The organism is Planifilum fimeticola, assembly GCF_003001905.1.
In the GTDB taxonomy this organism is placed as follows: domain Bacteria; phylum Bacillota; class Bacilli; order Thermoactinomycetales; family DSM-44946; genus Planifilum; species Planifilum fimeticola.
On the sequence record NZ_PVNE01000012.1, the window covers coordinates 30,570 to 46,555 of the forward strand.

Genomic DNA, 15,986 nt, shown 5'->3' on the forward strand with positions numbered 1-15,986 from the left:
GACCGAGACGGAAAAAAGGGGGAATCCCCCTTTTTTTATGCTCCGGGAAGAGGCGGAGCGGAGTTCTTCCCGCTCAGGGATGCGCCTAAGGGATTTCTCTCGCCGGAATCGTGTCCGGCGGGTCCGGCAGGGGCCTCCGCCTTATCTCAAAGCGGTCGCGATGCAGGCATCTTCCCATCTCCCGGCGGCCCGGCAAACCCTTCTTCAGTCGCCCTTCGGACGCGGTCATGCAAAAAGCTCCTCCGCTCGGTTCGACCCGTCAATCGCGCAGCCCGTCCGGCTTTCCGGCAGCCACGCACACCGAAGTGGCAAAGCCGACGGCGCTGATCGTCAGCAGGGTGTGAAGGAGGCGGTGGAAATCGAGGATCGGGCTTCCGCAGGCGATCACCAGGGCATCGATCAGAAAGATGAGCACCCCCGCGTTCCAGCCCGTTCGCTCCGACACATATTGGGCGATCAGATCGGTTCCCCCCGTGCTGGTGCCGTGCCGGAGCATGATTCCGACGCCGGTCCCCACCAGGAGTCCGCCCACCAAGGAGCTGGGGAACATGGGAAGGAGAAACCATCCCCGGAGGGGGGAAAGGCCGTCGATCATCAGGGAGGAGACCGAAAGCCCCACCAGGCTGTTGAAAAGCAGACGCCGGTTCATCCTTCCGACGAAGAGATAGATGGGGACGCTGAGCAGAAAAACCGAAATTCCCGTCTTGAATCCCCACAGGTAGCGCATGATCAGGGCCAGGCCGATGATACCGCCGTCCAGCAGGCGGTGGGGGGACAGAAAGAAATTGATTCCCAGGCTGATCAACAGCCCTCCCAGAAATATGGGCAGGATGGGTGGCATGCGAGGATCTTCCTCCACAGGTTGTCCGTACATCGTATGAACGGGAAAGGGGGAATATGTCGCCGTCCCACCGAGGGAATACATCTTCCCTTTGATGTCCAAGATGGAGATGACAAAGGGAAGGCGGGGAGATCGATGGACGGCAGGAGAATCCGTTGGCGCAGTTACGGGCTGACCTTTCTGTTTCTTTTGGCTTTTGTGGGCCTGATCTTGCGCCTCTCTACGATTCAACTGAACACGACGCGCATTTCCTCGACGATTCGGCCGGAGTTGGTCGAAGGGGCGAAGGAGCAACACACCCAGGAAATGATCGTCGAAAGCGGCAGGGGATCCATCCTGGATCGCCGCGGAAGGCCCTTGACCGGCACGCGGGGGTGGCGGCTGATCGCATTTCCCTTCGCAAAGAGCCATCTGGCGGCCCATGAGGAAAAGCTGACGCAGCTGGCGGAGATCATCGGGGTGCCCCATCGCGTGTTGGTGGAGAAGTTGTCCGGTCTGAAAGCGCCCAGGGCGATCGACCGGGAAGGCGGAAAGGACCTGGTGCTGACCCCATCCCAGGTCAGGGAGATTGAGGATCTGGACATCCCCGGAATATATGCGTTGGAAACGGATGACCGGCTGGATCCTGACATTCCCGCCCGACAGCTGATCGGACGCACCGAGCGCAATCCGTTCCTGATTCGCAAATGGTACGAGGAGGAGCTGAAGGAGGGTGAGGTGGATGCCCATTCCCAGGTGGGAGTGACCGGCCTGGAAGCGGCCTTCGATTCCTTCCTGCGGGGAGGCGGAGAACATGTGCTCACCTACACCGTCGATGGGAAGGGGCGACCCCTCAACGGATTGGATGTCCACCGGAAGGAGACCCGCGGGGGGAGCGGAAAAGTGCCCCATTCCCTCGTGACCTCCCTGGACCGGGATATTCAGGCGATGGTGGAGCGAATCCTGGAGGAAGAGGATGTTTTGGACGCCGCCGTGGTCGTGCAGGAGATCTCCAGCGGAGACATCCTGGCCATGGCCAGCCGGCCGCTTCCCGGAAGAACGGAGGGGCAGCAGCCTTGGGACAACCGGGCGATCATGGAGACGGTACCCGGCTCCGTCTTTAAAACCGTGGTGGCTGTGGCGGCGCTGGATACGGGGAAGGTGAAGCCCGATGAAACCTTCGTCTGCGACGGGGAGCTCGGCCGCTACGGTTTGACCGATTCCCAGGGAAAAGGGCACGGAAAGCAAACCTTTGCCGAGGCCTACGCCAATTCCTGCAACATCGTTTTTGCGCAGGTGGCGGAGCGGTTGGGAGGGGAGACCATCGAAGCCTACGCCAACAAGCTGGGGCTGGGCAGGCAAATCCTGTGGTCGGGACGCCTTTCCGGAAAGGAGTATCACCACCTGCACGGGGAGCATTCCGGCTTGATCTTCGCGGAGGGAACGTCCAAAAAAGACGGGGGAGCCGTCGCCCAGACGGCCATCGGACAGCGGGACGTCCGGATGACTCCGGTTCAGGCGGCCAACATGGTGACCTCCCTGTTCCATCAGGGGAAATTGCCGAGTCCGCGCATCGTCCGGGAGATCCGGGACGGGCAGGGAGCGGCGGTGGTCCGCTTTCCGGCCAAACGGTTGCCGGTGGATCGCCCGATACAGCCGAAAACCCTTGAGCAGGTGAGGGCGATGATGCGCAGGGCCGTCACGGACGGGACGGCCGCCGGGCTGAAGGGGGCGGAATGGGCGTTGGCCGGAAAGACGGGAACGGCGCAGCTGGGAGCGAACCGCGGTTATAACAAGTGGATGGTGGGCTTCGGCCCCTATGAGAAGCCCCGCTATTCGGTGGCGGTGGTGGTTCGCTCCGTCCCCGACGACGGCGATCCCCGCGCCCTGCGCATCTTCCGGCGGGTGATGGACGGATTGAAAAAGGTGGAGATGGATCGGGCCAAAGCGGCCCGTTAGGGTGATTGAAAAATGACGGGGAGGATACCAATTTTCGCGAGCGCCCCCTGCCCATGGAGCCGAGGCGGTTGGCGCCCCCGACCTTTTTTGAAGCGTTGCGGAACAATCTCTGTCAGACGCCCGGGGGGTGTACCGCTTTTTGCCACATGGCGCTCAGGGGCACACTCCCTTCTACCAACGTCATTTTTAGTATGCGGCCTCAAAACGCCCGCTTTTTACAGGCATGTTTAGACAACGTTGGAGGGAGCGATTTCTCCCCCGCAGGCGTTGGTCCGGGGGAAATCGTTCCCTCCTGTGCTGTTAATGCGTGGTCCATGATGACGGAGGCTCCTTAGCGCTTCCTTCATTCCGTTCAGAACACGCCGGCAAACTGGGCGGCCAGAACCACGGTACCCAACAGCCATACGTAGAGGGCGAACCCCTTGAGAGACCCCCTTTTCAACACGGAGATCATCCACTTGATGGCCAGGTAACCGAAGAGGCCGGACATCAGCGTTCCGATCATCAAGGAGGAAAGGGGCACGGCCTCGCCGGCCGACTCGAACAGTTTCTTTCCCTGGAACACCACGCCGCCGCCGATGGCCGGAATGGACAGAAGAAAGGAGAAATAGGCCGCCGTCGCCTTGTCGATCCTGCGGAAAAGGGCGGCGGCGATCGTCAGACCGGAACGGGAGACGGCGGGGAGAATCGCCGCCCCCTGAAAGGTTCCGATGATCAGGGCGTCGGTGTAGCTGATGTCTTCCAGTTGCTTGTAACCGTGTTTTTTCCAGTTGTCCGAAACCCACAGGATGAGACCGGTGGCCAGGAACTCCCACCCGATGGTGACTCCGGTGCGGGAGATCTCCTCAAAAAAATCTTCAAACAGGATCCCGATGACGGCGGTGGGGACGGTTCCGGCGATCAGGAGCCTCCCGAGCCGTCCGAAGGGATTTTTCATTACGGTGATCAGCTCTCTGAAGTAAACGGTCATGACCGCCGCCAAGGTGCCCACGTGCAGCATCGTGTCCAGAAACAGTCCCGCCTCATCCAGCCCGAACAGATGGCGTCCCAGGTAAAGGTGCCCCGTGCTGCTTATCGGCAGAAATTCCGTCAAGCCCTGGATGATTCCCAGTATGGTCGCTTCCAGCCAATCCACAGTACCCGCTCCTTTCGCCGGGATTGCCGCATTCGCGATGCAAGTCCTAATCTAATATATTGCAAAAGAGGCAAAATCCTGTTGACGGATTTTCCGAAGAGCCCTCCGGCGGAGGAGCATCCCGGAAAGAATGGATTTTCTCTTGAGCATGAAGGAGTTTCGATCGATATAATGGAATTGATAGAGAAACTGAAAAGGATATGATGTGCGTAAAAGAAAGATTGAAAGGAGCGGGGACACGGTGGAAGCGATGTGGACCGACTGGCTGAACACGGACATCATGAGCGGCGCGGTCATTGGTACGTTATTGGGCACATTTTTGGCGGTCTTTGCCAACGGTGTCATCGTTCCATGGTTTTTCAAAAGGGTGACCGGGGAAGCTAAAAGGGAGCGGGAAGAGCGGAAGATGGAGGCCCGCAAGCGAGAGCTCCTGCGGAAGATTCGGGAGCGTTCCGCCGACTCGGACGGAAGCGCGGAATCATTCCCGACCACCCTCGAATTGGACGAGTCATTGAGAAGCAGGAAAAAACTCAGGACGAAGGATGTCGCCGATACATACGAGCTGTTGCGCCAGTTGGAGGCGGAAGAGAGGATCCGTCCCGTCCGGCCGGCGATGGCACAGGGGATGCCCGACCTCAAGGAAATCCGCTGGCGTTACGTGTTTTTTCGGGAATCCCCGTCGGTTCGGGGCGGCGGGATCGAGACGAACCAGCTGGTACAACAGCTGTTTCACATCAAAAAGCAGGCGAAGGTGTTGGAGCAGCGCATGGACGCCTTCGGCGAATTGAAACGGGAGATGGACCGGATCAGCGAAATCCTGGAGCGGATCGAGAAGCAGGTGCAGCATGAAAAATTGAACCAGGACGAGACCTTTGACGCCTCCTCCTCTGCTTCGCCGGAGGCGGGGGCGAAAAACGGGGTGTCCGGTTCCGACAAGGTCAGCTGACGGCTAAGCCCGCGAGTCGCCACCGTATTTTCTGTAAGTTTCTTTTCCGTCTGAAGCACTTCCCGCTATCATCGAAAGGGAAGTGCTTTTCTTATGGACGGAGACCGGGAGATAGGACCCTCGATGAAACGGTGCAAGATGGACAAGGCGGAGTAGAGCCTTTGCTAGCGGGCGAAAGGTGAGGCGTCCCTCCTTCGGGATGCAGTCAAGGATCTTTTACCAGGATCTGTGGAAAGGGAGGATGGAGGGGAGGGCGATCCGCCTGGCGGGGGTCACAGGGGAGGTGATCCCGGACGTCCGGAGAAAGGCCGTGCTCGTCATGTGCGGGGATCACGGCGTGACGAAGAGGGGGTGAGCGCTTACCCGCAGAGGTGACCGGGCAGATGATCGACAACTTCGCCCGGGGCGGTGCGGCGATCAATGTGCTGACCCGCCGGTTCGGAGCCGAGCTGGTGGTGGTGAATGTCGGCAGCAACGCGAAAAAACTGCCTCCTTCGGTCATCGACCTCCGGGTGAGGCCGGGAACGGCCAACTGGCTGCCCGCCCGGCTGACCGTGGGGCCCATGCCGGGAGCACATCCGGGAGGCCCTTTGCGTCCTGCATCGGACTACGCTCCTGTATGTAGCGATGCTGGGGTTTGTCTGTCCCGTCGCCTCCGGGTTGGATTCTTCCCCGCGGATGATAGATGGGCCGGACCTGTCGGCCGATCCTCCGCCGATCACCGGAAAATGAAAAAAGTCCCGAAGGACTCAAGGATGGGATGCTGTGCGTTGGGTGGAGTGAGTTTGTTGGCAGCGCGCCGGTGGGGGTTGATCCGGACGGACCTCTTGGGGATTGTAACAAAGAGATTGATTGGTTTTCTTGATTTCCTTCCAGTTGCAGGCCGAAGGGTTGTCCGTTTCATTGACAAATGGAAATGGAGATTTTTCGCCCTCCTCCGCAACACAGGTGGGAAGGTTGATATCAATGCTGATTTGGATGTGGTCGGATGAGGGATAGAGTTTTGAACGCATCCCCGGCAGATTGAGGATATGGATCACACTTTAGCCATCGACAAGACCCTCAATCATTGGTGACCGAGTTGCCGCTGCCGCCTCCCGTGGCCACCGCGTCCCCCAAGTTGATGGTCGTTTGGGTAATCACATTCCCGGTCCCGCTGACGGCACCCGTGCTGGCGGAGTTTTCGATTTCCGTCTCTTCGTCATCCACAAACACGCGCCGCCTTCTCCTGCCTTGACCGAATACCAGCACGATGACGTTGATCGCTTCATTGTCATTTCGGATTTCCCCGGCCAAACGGTTTCACCTCCCGATTGAAGTGGGAGCAGGGGGCGAAAAGCCCCCGCATTATCCGACGTTGGTGACGGAGTTGCCATTGCCCCTGCCAATGGCGGCCGCATCTCCCAAATTGACCGGCGTTTGAGTTAAGACATTGGCGGTTCCGCTGATGGCACCCGTCCTGGCGAAGTTTTCCACTTCCGCTTTAACGCGCTCCAAACTGAGGCGACGGCGGCGCCTGCGATGTCCGCAATGGACCACAATCAGATTTTTCCTTGCCACCCTTGCAACACCTCCCGTTTATAAGAAGGAGGGGCAGCAAAGCCCCCTCATTAACCGGTATTGGTGACCGAGTTGCGGCTGCCCCTGCCGATCGCGACCGCGTCACCCAAGTTGGTCGGCACTTGAGTTACGACATTGGCGGTCCCGCTGATGGCACCCGTTCTCGCGAAGTTTTCCACTTCCGCTTCAGCGCCTCCGACAAATCGACGACGATGGCGACGTCTGTGGTGTCCGCAATGGACCACAATCACATTTTTCAGCTTATTTACATTCCTTTTTCTGCAAGCCAAAATGGCTCACCTCCTGATCAGATTGAAAGGAGGGGGCTGAAAAGGGGCAGCAAAGCCCCCGCATTAACCGGTATTGGTGACGGAGTTGCCGCTGCCTCTGCCGATCGCGACTGCGTCACCCAGGTTGGTCGGCACTTGAGTTACGACATTGGCGGTTCCGCTGATGGCGCCCGTTCTCGCGAAGTTTTCCACTTCCGCTTCAACGCGCTCCAAGCTGACGCGACGGCGACGGCGCCTGCGATGCCCGCAGATGACCACGATTTTATTGTGGAGCTTATTCACGTTTTTCTTACGGCAAGCCATGTTTCTCACCTCCTTTTAAGGTTTGGGCTGTCAAATCGGGATTGGCCGGGGCCATGGGGTTTGTGTTGACAGGGAGGTTTTTTGCCATGTTCAAAAGATTCATGGCGGCGGGAGGAGTATTCCCGGAGGATTTAAGGGTTGAAATCCCGGCGACGGATTGCAACACACTTTGGATGAGCTCGGGAATTTTGGCTACGACGTTACCTACATCCGGCTGCATTTGAAGGGGATTGATTCTTGCTTGGTTCTCCAACAGGGAACGAATGAAATCGAGTTGTCCCGGATTCGGTTGTTGTCCCAGATTCAGTTTGTTCATATGGGTTTCACCTCCTTTCAAGGAATCCGCTCCTGGTGGTTGGAAAACGGTTCATCGGGAAGGCGGATTTATCCCGTGTTGGTGGCGGAGTTTCGGTTGCCTCTGAGGACGCTGGCATCGCCGAGGTTTGTGGGAGTTTGAACGATGACATTGCCCACACCGCTGACCGGTCCCACAAATGCGAAGTTAGACACCTTGGCAAGTGCCCTTTCAAGGCGGGTAATCTTTTTTTCTAAACGATGGATCCTGATAAGCAGACGCAGATAACCGGGATCCCGCTTACTGTGCTGGATGCGGCCGCCCGTTTTCCTTGCTTTTCTGGCATGCATGGAAAACCCCCCTTTCTATGATGCTCATCGACCCAACCGCGGTCTGGCTTCCATGCCCTTTTCGGGTTTTCGTTCTTTTAGGTGAATGATGAGAGGGTTTGAAGACCGACCATGATGCCTCCGATACCCAATTCGTCTTTGGAGAATTGCCGTGATCGAAACCTCGTATTCTAATTGAGCAACCTATCCCGTCTAATCTTTTCGCTTACGATATACTATATTACTTGTAAGGAAGAAAGGTTCGGCCATTTGAAGAGATTGTTTTGCTGTCTATGCCCAATCCGCCGTGATTATATGGGTGATGGTTTGTGCCGTCGCGACCGTTGCCGTTGCTAGAATCGGCACGCGCACGTGTCGTGCTGAGAATCTACCCGAAGGGCGATTTATGGGGAGGGTTCCTAGGGGGGCCGCGCAATCGGATTTCTCCCGTTTATTGTTTATTGGAGGGAGATTTGCTTTGCATCTGCGCTTTTAATTGTCGTTGGATCCGTTCCAGATACCCCTTGTTCTGTCTGGCGATCACGCTTAATCCGAAATGGATCGCGTTGCTGACCAATTTGTCGACGCCGTTCATGACGTTTTCAAGTTGCTGCTTTTTCTGTGTCGGTGCGGAAGTAGACAGTGGATTGATCGGTTGGGAAGCGGTGGACTGGGAAAGATCTTGGTCGGGGGAGTTGTTTTCCTTTAACAGCCGGTTGACGGAATCCAGGATTTGTTGCTGAATCCGTTGTTCAAGCTGGCGGGCAAACTGTTCGGCTTGTTGGTTGTTGTTTCCATTCGCCATCATTCTCGGCTCCTTTCCCCGTGGCATTCAACTGGATTCATTTACACTATATAAAGAGAATGATGGATTGGTGTGGTGAAATGTCATAGGAAAGGGCGTTAAACCATGCCTTTTTATTTTTTGCGGCGGCAGATGATAGACGTATATTTGCCGATCCCGGAAAAAACGGGTCGCGCTCCGGATGATCCAACCATTTCCCCCATCTGCCGGAAAAAAGATGGGTTCAGTTGGAAGCGCTTCCGATTTAATTTGAAGATAGGGGGCTTCAAAGGACTCCGGAGAAGGATGGGAGGGATGAAAAGTGAAGCGGATTCTTCTGGCCTGTTCATCGGGCATGTCCACCAGTTTGCTGGTTTCCCGGATGAAGGAAGCGGCCGAAGCCCGAGGGGTGGACGTGGAAATTTGGGCTGTGGCGCAGGACAAGGCCGTCACGGAGATGAAAAAGGCGGATGTGTTGCTCGTGGGTCCCCAGATGCGATTCCTGATCAAAAAGCTCTCCGAGGAGGGGGAGGCCCTGGGGATACCCATCGAAGCGATCGATCCGATCGCCTACGGCCGTGTGGATGGAGAAGCCGTGCTGAATAAAGCCCTTGAGTTGATCGAAAAGGGAGAGGAGTCCCGATGAATCAAAACAAATGGATGGGCGTTTTGGAAAACCTGCTCTTGCCCCTCGCGGACAAGCTGAACAACAACCGTTACCTGACGGCTCTCCGGGACGGGTTTATGGTGGCCTTGCCCCTGATCATCTTCGGGTCGATTTTTGTGGTGATCGCCAACTTTCCCTTTTTGGACCGGGTGTTGAGCGAAGAGGCATACGCCGCTTATCAGAATGCCCTTGGACCGGCATCGGCGGCCACCTTGAGCATCATGGGCCTGTTTGTCATCATCGGGATCGGTTACAAGCTGACGGAGCATTACGGGCTGGAGGGAATCTATGGCGGCGTGGTTTCCCTGGCGGCTTTCCTGATAATGACGCCCCAGGTGCTGGAGAATGTCACCGGCGTCATTCCCACATCCGTTCTGGGGGCGGAGGGGCTGTTCCTCGGGATTTTCACGTCCTTCATCGCTTCGGAGCTGTACCGTTATTTTGTGAAGAAAAACTGGGTGATCAAGATGCCGGCGGGCGTGCCCGATGCGGTGTCCCGTTCCTTCAGCGCCCTGATTCCCATCGCGCTGACCTTGTCCGTCTTCCTGATCGTCCGCATCCTCTTCAGCTACACACCCTTCGAAACCGCCCAAAACTTCATTTACACCGTGATCCAACAGCCCTTGACCGTGCTGGGCAGCGGCCTTCCCGCGACCATCGTGGCGGTGCTTCTGATTCAGTTTTTCTGGTTTTTCGGCCTGCACGGCCAGATCATCGTCAACTCCGTCTTCGATCCGATCTGGTTTGCCCTGAATGACCAAAACCTGAAGGCGTTCCAGGCCGGGGAGGAACTCCCCAACATCATCACCAAACAGTTTATCGACACCTTCCTCGTCGGCATGGGGGGATCGGGGATGACCCTGGCCGTCATTGTCCTGATCTTTCTCATCGGGCGCAGCCGGCAGATCAAGGAATTGGGAAAATTGGGAGCGCCCCCGGGCCTTTTCAACGTCAACGAACCGATCATCTTCGGCCTTCCGATCATCATGAACCCCCTCGTTCTGATTCCTTGGCTGTTGGCGCCGGTGGTGGTGACCATCATCACCTATACGGCGATGTCGATCGGGCTGGTGCCGAAACCTGCCGGGGTGATCGTCCCATGGACCACACCCATCGGCTTGAGCGGGTTCCTGGCGACCGGCAACGCCTGGCAGGGAGCGGTGATGCAGATTTTCAACCTGTTCGTCGTGATGGCGATCTGGTGGCCCTTCCTGAAAATCCTAGACAAGCAGTATTATGAAAGGGAGAAGGGAGATTCAAGCAGCAGTCAAGCCGCGAAAAAAGCCGCAGTTCGAGACTGACCACGGGAGTGATACGGCAGATGGACGAAATCGTCGAAACCGCCTTTAAGATCATCCTTCACGCTGGAAACGGCAAATCCAACGCCATGGAGGCCATCCAGGAAGCCAAGGCCGGCCGTTTTGAGGAAGCGGACCGGCTGATCCAAGAGGCCGGAGGGGAACTGGGCAAGGCCCACGATTACCAGACCCGGTTGCTTCACGGGGAAGCCGGCGGGAAAAAGACCCCGGTCAACGTGATTCTGATGCATTCCATGGATCATTTGATGACGTCGATGACGGTTCGGGATTTGGCGGTGGAGATCATCGAACTCTATCGGAGCAGAGCACGAAACACCTGAAGGATTCGGAGGGAAACCGCATGTCCGTGAAATACCGATTTCCGGAGGGATTCTGGTGGGGCAGCGCCACGTCGGCCGCCCAGATCGAAGGGGCGGCGGCCGAAGGCGGAAAGGGGAAAACCATCTGGGACCACTGGTATGAAATCGAGCCCCATCGCTTCTACGACAACGTGGGTCCCGGAACTGCCTCCGACTTTTATCACCGCTATCGGGAAGACATCCGTTTGATGAAGGAGATCGGTCACAATTCCTTCCGGTTTTCCATCTCCTGGGCGCGGCTCATTCCGGGGGGACGGGGCGATGTCAATCCGGCGGCGGTCCGGTTCTACAATGACGTGATTGATGAGCTTTTGGCCTGCGGCATCGAACCCTTTGTCACCCTCTTCCACTTCGACATGCCCCTGGAGCTGCAACAGGAGGGCGGATGGGAAAGCCGGAAGGTGGTCGATGCCTATGAGACTTACGCCCGTACGGCTTTTCGGCTGTTCGGCGATCGGGTGAAGAAGTGGTTTACCTTTAACGAACCGATCGTCCCCGTGGAAGGCGGCTACCTGTATGACTTCCACTACCCGAACATTGTGGATTTCAAGCGAGCCGCTCGGGTGGCCTATCACACGATGCTGGCCCACGCCAGGGCGGTTCGGGCGTTCCGGCAAGAGGGCATCCGGGGAAAAGTGGGCATCATCCTGAATCTGACTCCTTCCTATCCGAGGAGTTCCCACCCGGCGGATCTGAAGGCCTCCCGCATCGCCGACCTGTTCTTTAACCGGAGTTTTCTGGATCCGGCGGTCTTGGGCGAATACCCCCGGGAGCTGATCGATCTCCTGCGGGAGTACGGCCAGCTGCCGGAGGTGCTGGAGGGGGACGGGGAGCTGTTGAAAGAAGGAAAGGTGGACCTTCTCGGGATCAACTATTATCAGCCCCGACGCGTCAAAGCGAAGGAACATCTGCCCAATCCCCACGCTCCCTTCATGCCCGAGTGGTTCTTTGATCACTATGAAATGCCCGGCAGGAAGATGAACCCGTACAGGGGCTGGGAAATCTATGAAAAGGGCCTCTACGACATCCTGATCAATTTGAAGGAGAACTACGGCAATATCGAATCCTACGTTTCGGAGAACGGGATGGGGGTTCAAGACGAGGAGCGATTTCTCAAGGACGGCGTCATCCAGGATGATTACCGGATCCAATTTATTCGCGGGCACCTGATCTGGCTGCACCGGGCCGTCGAAGAGGGTTGCAACGTAAAGGGCTATCACCTGTGGACGTTCATGGACAACTGGTCCTGGATGAACGCCTACAAAAATCGATACGGCCTGGTCTCCGTCGACCTCAAGACCCAGAAAAGGACGCCGAAGAAGAGCGCCGGTTGGTTTCGCAAGTTGGCCCAAAACAACGGTTTCGATTAAATAAGGGGGAGCTTCGCCCTCCGCCGGTGGGGACGATTCGGGGAGACGGATCGAAGGTGAGAAGAGATGTTGACGAGGCGCATGCAACGCATTTTGCGGGAATTGATGGCGGCTTCCTTTCCGGTGACCGGCAAATATCTGGCCGATGTGAACCGGGTGACGGTGCGGACGATACGAAACGATGTCAAACGCCTGGATGAGCTTTTGACCCGACACGGTGCCCGGGTGGAATCGCTGATGGGAAAGGGATACCGGTTGGTGATCCGGGAGGACCGCCTGTTTCGCCAATTCCTGCAATCCCACATCAAGGCCCCCGATCACAGGGTTCCCATGACACCGGAGGAGAGGGCGTCCCACATCATCCGTCGGCTGCTCTTGAGTGACGGCTATCTCAAGCTGGAGGATCTGGCCGACGAGATCTACGTCAGCAAATCGACGCTTCAAAACGACCTGAAGCTGGTGAAACACCGGTTGGCGAAGTACGACATCCGATTGATCTCCCGCCCCCATTACGGCCTGAAGGTTTCCGGCAGGGAAATGAAGCTTCGCTTTTGCATGGCGGACACCCTTTTTTCCCGGAAGGACCGCTGGCACTTGTCGCCGGACTCCCCCTTGCTTCCCCTTCCCCGGGAAGAACTGGAGAAGATTCGTCAAATCATCCTGAAAAACATTCAAGCATACCGCATCACCATCTCCGATATTTCCGTCCACAACCTGCTGATGCACATCGCCATCGCCTGCAGGCGGATTCGGAGCGGGAATCGGGTCACGCTGTACCCGGCCGACCTGAAGGATATCGTGAATCAGCGGGAATACGAAGTCGCCGGGCGGATCGTCAACGATGTGGAAGAGGCTTTCGGGCTCTCTTTTCCCCGGGAGGAGATCGCCTATATCGCGATTCACCTTTTGGGAACCAAGATGGCGATGCAGGGTGAAGGCGGAACGCCTCCCCCGGAACAGGTGGTGGATGAGGGGATTTTGCGCCTGGTTCACGCCGCTTTGAGCAAAATTGAGTCGGAATTGGAGATCGACCTGAAACAGGATCGAAAACTGATCATGGACCTCGCCCTCCATCTGAAACCGGCGATTCACCGGTACAAGTTCGGGATGAACATCCGGAACCCGATGCTTGAGGACATCAAAAAGAATTACCCGCTGGCCTTTGAGGCGGGTGTGATCGCGGGGATGGCCCTCGAAGAGGAGACCGGGATCGAGATCAGCGAGGATGAGGTGGGATACCTGGCCCTTCATCTCGGGGTCGCCATCGAGAGAAAAAAATCGACCACCGCCCCCAAGCGGTGCCTGATCGTTTGCGCCTCCGGACTGGGTACCGCCCAATTGATCTATTACAAGATCAAAAATCGTTTCGGAAACCGCCTGGATGTGGTGGGGACGACGGAATACTACAACCTGCACCGGTGGGACCTGCGGAACATCGACTTTGTGATCAGCTCCATCCCCATCTCGGAGCCCTTGCCGGTTCCCGTGGTGGAAGTGAGTGCCGTCATCGGCAACCCCGATTTGTCCCGGATCGAATCCCACATCCTGGAGCGGAAGAAACAACCGGTTCGCTATTTCCGCAGGGATCTCCTGTTTCTGGGAAGGCGTTTTTCCTCCCGGGAGGAGGTGCTCGCCTTCATGCACGACCGGTTGCGCGAGAAGAACATGGTGGATCCCGATTTTCTGGAGGGAATTCGTGATCGGGAGAAGGTGGCGCCGACGGCCTACGGAAATCTGGTGGCGGTTCCCCATCCGATCACGCCCCGGTCCGATCAAACCTTCATCGCGGTGTGCACTCTGGAGAAGCCGGTCGTGTGGGGCGACAGACCCGTCCAATTGGTCTGCGTGCTCAGCGTGAAGCGGGAGAGCCAGGAGGATTTGCAGTCCCTCTATGAACTGCTGGGCAGAATCATCGAAAGCCCTTCCCTGGTCCGCTCCCTGCTCAAGGCCCGGTCCGCCGAAGCGTTTGTCGGCGTGTTGGAGAAGGCATGGTGGGGTGAAACCGTTGAAGGGGTTCCCAAAACATCCGCCCCTTGGTACTTCGAGGGAGATGACAACTGAATTCGGGACGTGTTCTGCTTCTTTCGACCACCTTCAAGCGTGCCCCCGCTGCTGGCGGCCGCCTGTCCTGAACTCCGCTTTCTTTCTTCTTTCACCCGCAAAACAGCCGGGGTGCCGCGTTGTAACAAGCGCGGCACCCCTTTCGTGTTTTCGGCCGGCTTATCGGGGCGGCAGCTTTTTGCCCGGGTTGAGGATCCCCTTCGGATCCAGCGCCTGCTTGATGCTCATCATCACGTCCACGGCCTCCTTGTGTTCCCGGCGCAGGTAGCGAATTTTTCCCACGCCGACGCCGTGTTCCCCCGTGCAGGTGCCTCCCCGGCCGAGGGCGTATTCGACGATGGAGGCGTTGATCTTTTCGGCTTTATCCACATCCCGGGGATCCGTCGGATCGATCATCATCAATACGTGATAGTTTCCATCCCCGATATGGCCGAGAATGCCCCCTTCCATTCCTTCCTGATTCAGCGCGTGCCTGGCGTGCTCCACGGCGCCGGCCAATTCCGACATGGGAACGCACACATCGGTCACCATCAACCGTTTGCCGGGGGACCGGTGAATGAAGGCATAAGCCAGGTGGTGGCGCGCCTCCCACAGTTTCGCCCTCGCCTTCGTGTCGGTTTCAAATTGAAACCCTTGGCATTCCTCTCCCTGCGCCAGTTCCTCGGCGAAGACGACGTCCCTTTTCAACCCCGCCTCGTTTCCGTGGAATTCCAAAAACAGTGTCGGGGCCGCCGGATAGCGGGTTTCGCTGTGTTCGTTCAGGTATTTCATCGACAGAGCGTCCACCAGTTCGAGCCGGGCCACCGGTATCCCCGAGGAGATGATGGAAACCGCGGCGTTGACCGCCTGCTTGACCGTGGGAAACACGGCCCGCGCCGCCATGATGGCCTCCGGGATTCCGAACACCCGAAGGGTCAATTCGGTGAACAGGCCGAGGGTTCCCTCCGAACCCACGAACAGGCCGGTCAAATGGTAACCGGAGGAGGATTTGGCCGCCCGGCCGCCGGTGCGGATGATTCGGCCGTCGGACAAAACCACCTCCAGATCCCTCACCTGATCCCGCATCACGCCGTAGCGAACCGCCGTGGTTCCGCTCGCATTGGTGGCGGCCATGCCTCCCAGCGTGGCGTCCGCTCCCGGGTCGACCGAGAAAAACAGCCCGTATTTCTTCAATTCCCTGTTCAATTGGCTCCTCGTCACTCCGGGCTGTACGCGGACCAACATGTCCTGCGGCCGAACCTCGAGGATCTTGTTCATGCGCTGAAAATCGACGGAGATGCCGCCCTTGTACGGAATCACGTGCCCCTCCAGGCTGCTTCCCAAGCCGAAGGGGGTGACGGGAATTTCCCGGTCGTTTGCAAAGCGCAGAATGCGGCTGACTTCCTCCCGGTTTTCCGGAAAAACGACCACATCCGGAAGATGGGGTGTGTGATACGATTCGTCCCGGCTGTGCCGTTCCAGTTCCGTCGGATTCACCGTGACCTGATCTTCCTTCAGCAATTTCCGCAATGAATCAATCCATTCCATGAATGATCTCCTCCCACCTTTGACCATATGTTTTCGGTTTGCAAATTTCAAGACCGTCTTGGAGCGGTTTGGCATTCTTTCGAAGGGAGGAGAGGGGAATCCGGGCCGGAAGAAGGCCGTCAGGGAAAAGGGCAGCCGTCCGAGATTTAAAACGGTCCGTTTCGGAGCAAAGATGGATATGCATGATTTCGAATTATACAACTATTATTGACTTAAACAAAATTAATATGTTATATGAATATTAGGATAATATGTACCGTTA

18 protein-coding genes are annotated in these 15,986 nt (G+C 57.3%); 9 read left to right on the plus strand and 9 right to left on the minus strand.

The window, feature by feature from the left end; genetic code table 11:
- Positions 1-259 precede the first annotated feature (259 nt).
- On the minus strand, positions 260-841 hold the full coding sequence (locus CLV97_RS08875) for a YitT family protein (protein ID WP_106345169.1): 582 nt from the start codon (positions 839-841) through the stop codon (positions 260-262).
- A 135-nt stretch (positions 842-976) separates the two neighbouring features.
- Here CLV97_RS08875 and CLV97_RS08880 point away from each other — a divergent pair, with 135 nt between their 5' ends.
- Positions 977-2,779 (plus strand): peptidoglycan D,D-transpeptidase FtsI family protein, encoded by a 1,803-nt coding sequence (locus CLV97_RS08880; protein ID WP_170070426.1) that lies wholly within the window; start codon positions 977-979, stop codon positions 2,777-2,779.
- 352 nt (positions 2,780-3,131) lie between these two features.
- On the opposite strand, the gene CLV97_RS08885 is transcribed toward CLV97_RS08880, so the two are convergent.
- Positions 3,132-3,914 carry an undecaprenyl-diphosphate phosphatase gene (locus CLV97_RS08885; RefSeq protein WP_106345171.1) on the minus strand — a complete coding sequence of 261 codons (783 nt, stop codon included), beginning with the start codon at positions 3,912-3,914 and terminating at the stop codon, positions 3,132-3,134.
- Between the two features lie 241 nt (positions 3,915-4,155).
- On the opposite strand from CLV97_RS08885, the gene CLV97_RS08890 reads away from it, so the two are divergent.
- The 3 genes from CLV97_RS08890 (at position 4,156) to CLV97_RS18945 (ending at position 5,852) form a co-directional block, all read left to right on the plus strand.
- Positions 4,156-4,860 carry a hypothetical protein gene (locus CLV97_RS08890; RefSeq protein ID WP_146130449.1) on the plus strand — a complete coding sequence of 235 codons (705 nt, stop codon included), beginning with the start codon at positions 4,156-4,158 and terminating at the stop codon, positions 4,858-4,860.
- Positions 4,861-5,101: 241 nt separating this feature from the next.
- Positions 5,102-5,215: a nicotinate-nucleotide--dimethylbenzimidazole phosphoribosyltransferase gene (locus tag CLV97_RS18940; RefSeq protein WP_425440557.1), complete on the plus strand. Its 114-nt coding sequence runs from the start codon at positions 5,102-5,104 to the stop codon at positions 5,213-5,215.
- 28 nt (positions 5,216-5,243) lie between these two features.
- Entirely contained in the window at positions 5,244-5,852 is a 609-nt protein-coding gene (locus CLV97_RS18945) for a nicotinate-nucleotide--dimethylbenzimidazole phosphoribosyltransferase (protein WP_106345173.1), read from the plus strand.
- Between the two features lie 70 nt (positions 5,853-5,922).
- Here CLV97_RS18945 and CLV97_RS08900 read toward each other — a convergent pair whose 3' ends face one another.
- From CLV97_RS08900 to CLV97_RS08920, 6 genes are all read right to left on the minus strand, one after another.
- On the minus strand, positions 5,923-6,156 hold the full coding sequence (locus tag CLV97_RS08900; RefSeq protein WP_106345174.1) for a hypothetical protein: 234 nt from the start codon (positions 6,154-6,156) through the stop codon (positions 5,923-5,925).
- A gap of 51 nt (positions 6,157-6,207) precedes the next feature.
- The gene (locus CLV97_RS08905; RefSeq protein ID WP_106345175.1) at positions 6,208-6,420 is read right to left on the minus strand and encodes a hypothetical protein; all 213 of its coding nucleotides are present in this window, start codon (positions 6,418-6,420) and stop codon (positions 6,208-6,210) included.
- A gap of 353 nt (positions 6,421-6,773) precedes the next feature.
- Positions 6,774-7,013, minus strand: coding sequence for a hypothetical protein (locus CLV97_RS08910; protein WP_106345176.1), 240 nt, complete (start codon positions 7,011-7,013; stop codon positions 6,774-6,776).
- Positions 7,000-7,329, minus strand: a complete 330-nt coding sequence (locus CLV97_RS17885; RefSeq protein ID WP_146130451.1) for a hypothetical protein — start codon at positions 7,327-7,329, stop codon at positions 7,000-7,002. The genes CLV97_RS08910 and CLV97_RS17885 overlap by 14 nt, the downstream gene beginning before the upstream one ends.
- Positions 7,330-7,397: 68 nt before the next feature.
- The gene (locus CLV97_RS17890) at positions 7,398-7,658 is read right to left on the minus strand and encodes a DUF4391 domain-containing protein (RefSeq protein WP_146130452.1); all 261 of its coding nucleotides are present in this window, start codon (positions 7,656-7,658) and stop codon (positions 7,398-7,400) included.
- Positions 7,659-8,088: 430 nt separating this feature from the next.
- The gene (locus CLV97_RS08920) at positions 8,089-8,442 is read right to left on the minus strand and encodes a hypothetical protein (RefSeq protein WP_146130453.1); all 354 of its coding nucleotides are present in this window, start codon (positions 8,440-8,442) and stop codon (positions 8,089-8,091) included.
- A 301-nt stretch (positions 8,443-8,743) separates the two neighbouring features.
- On the opposite strand from CLV97_RS08920, the gene CLV97_RS08925 reads away from it, so the two are divergent.
- From CLV97_RS08925 to CLV97_RS08945, 5 genes are all read left to right on the plus strand, one after another.
- On the plus strand, positions 8,744-9,067 hold the full coding sequence (locus CLV97_RS08925) for a PTS sugar transporter subunit IIB (protein ID WP_106345179.1): 324 nt from the start codon (positions 8,744-8,746) through the stop codon (positions 9,065-9,067).
- Positions 9,064-10,389 (plus strand): PTS cellobiose transporter subunit IIC, encoded by a 1,326-nt coding sequence (gene celB / locus CLV97_RS08930; protein ID WP_106345180.1) that lies wholly within the window; start codon positions 9,064-9,066, stop codon positions 10,387-10,389. The genes CLV97_RS08925 and celB overlap by 4 nt, the downstream gene beginning before the upstream one ends.
- Positions 10,390-10,409: 20 nt before the next feature.
- A complete protein-coding gene (locus CLV97_RS08935; RefSeq protein WP_106345181.1) occupies positions 10,410-10,727 on the plus strand; it encodes a PTS sugar transporter subunit IIA in 318 nt (105 codons plus the stop codon).
- Positions 10,728-10,747: 20 nt separating this feature from the next.
- Positions 10,748-12,136, plus strand: coding sequence for a glycoside hydrolase family 1 protein (locus tag CLV97_RS08940; RefSeq protein WP_106345182.1), 1,389 nt, complete (start codon positions 10,748-10,750; stop codon positions 12,134-12,136).
- 66 nt (positions 12,137-12,202) lie between these two features.
- Positions 12,203-14,197 (plus strand): BglG family transcription antiterminator, encoded by a 1,995-nt coding sequence (locus tag CLV97_RS08945; protein WP_106345183.1) that lies wholly within the window; start codon positions 12,203-12,205, stop codon positions 14,195-14,197.
- Between the two features lie 159 nt (positions 14,198-14,356).
- Here the strand turns inward: CLV97_RS08945 and CLV97_RS08950 are convergent, their stop codons facing one another.
- Positions 14,357-15,724, minus strand: a complete 1,368-nt coding sequence (locus CLV97_RS08950; protein ID WP_106345184.1) for an FAD-binding oxidoreductase — start codon at positions 15,722-15,724, stop codon at positions 14,357-14,359.
- Positions 15,725-15,986 lie beyond the last annotated feature (262 nt).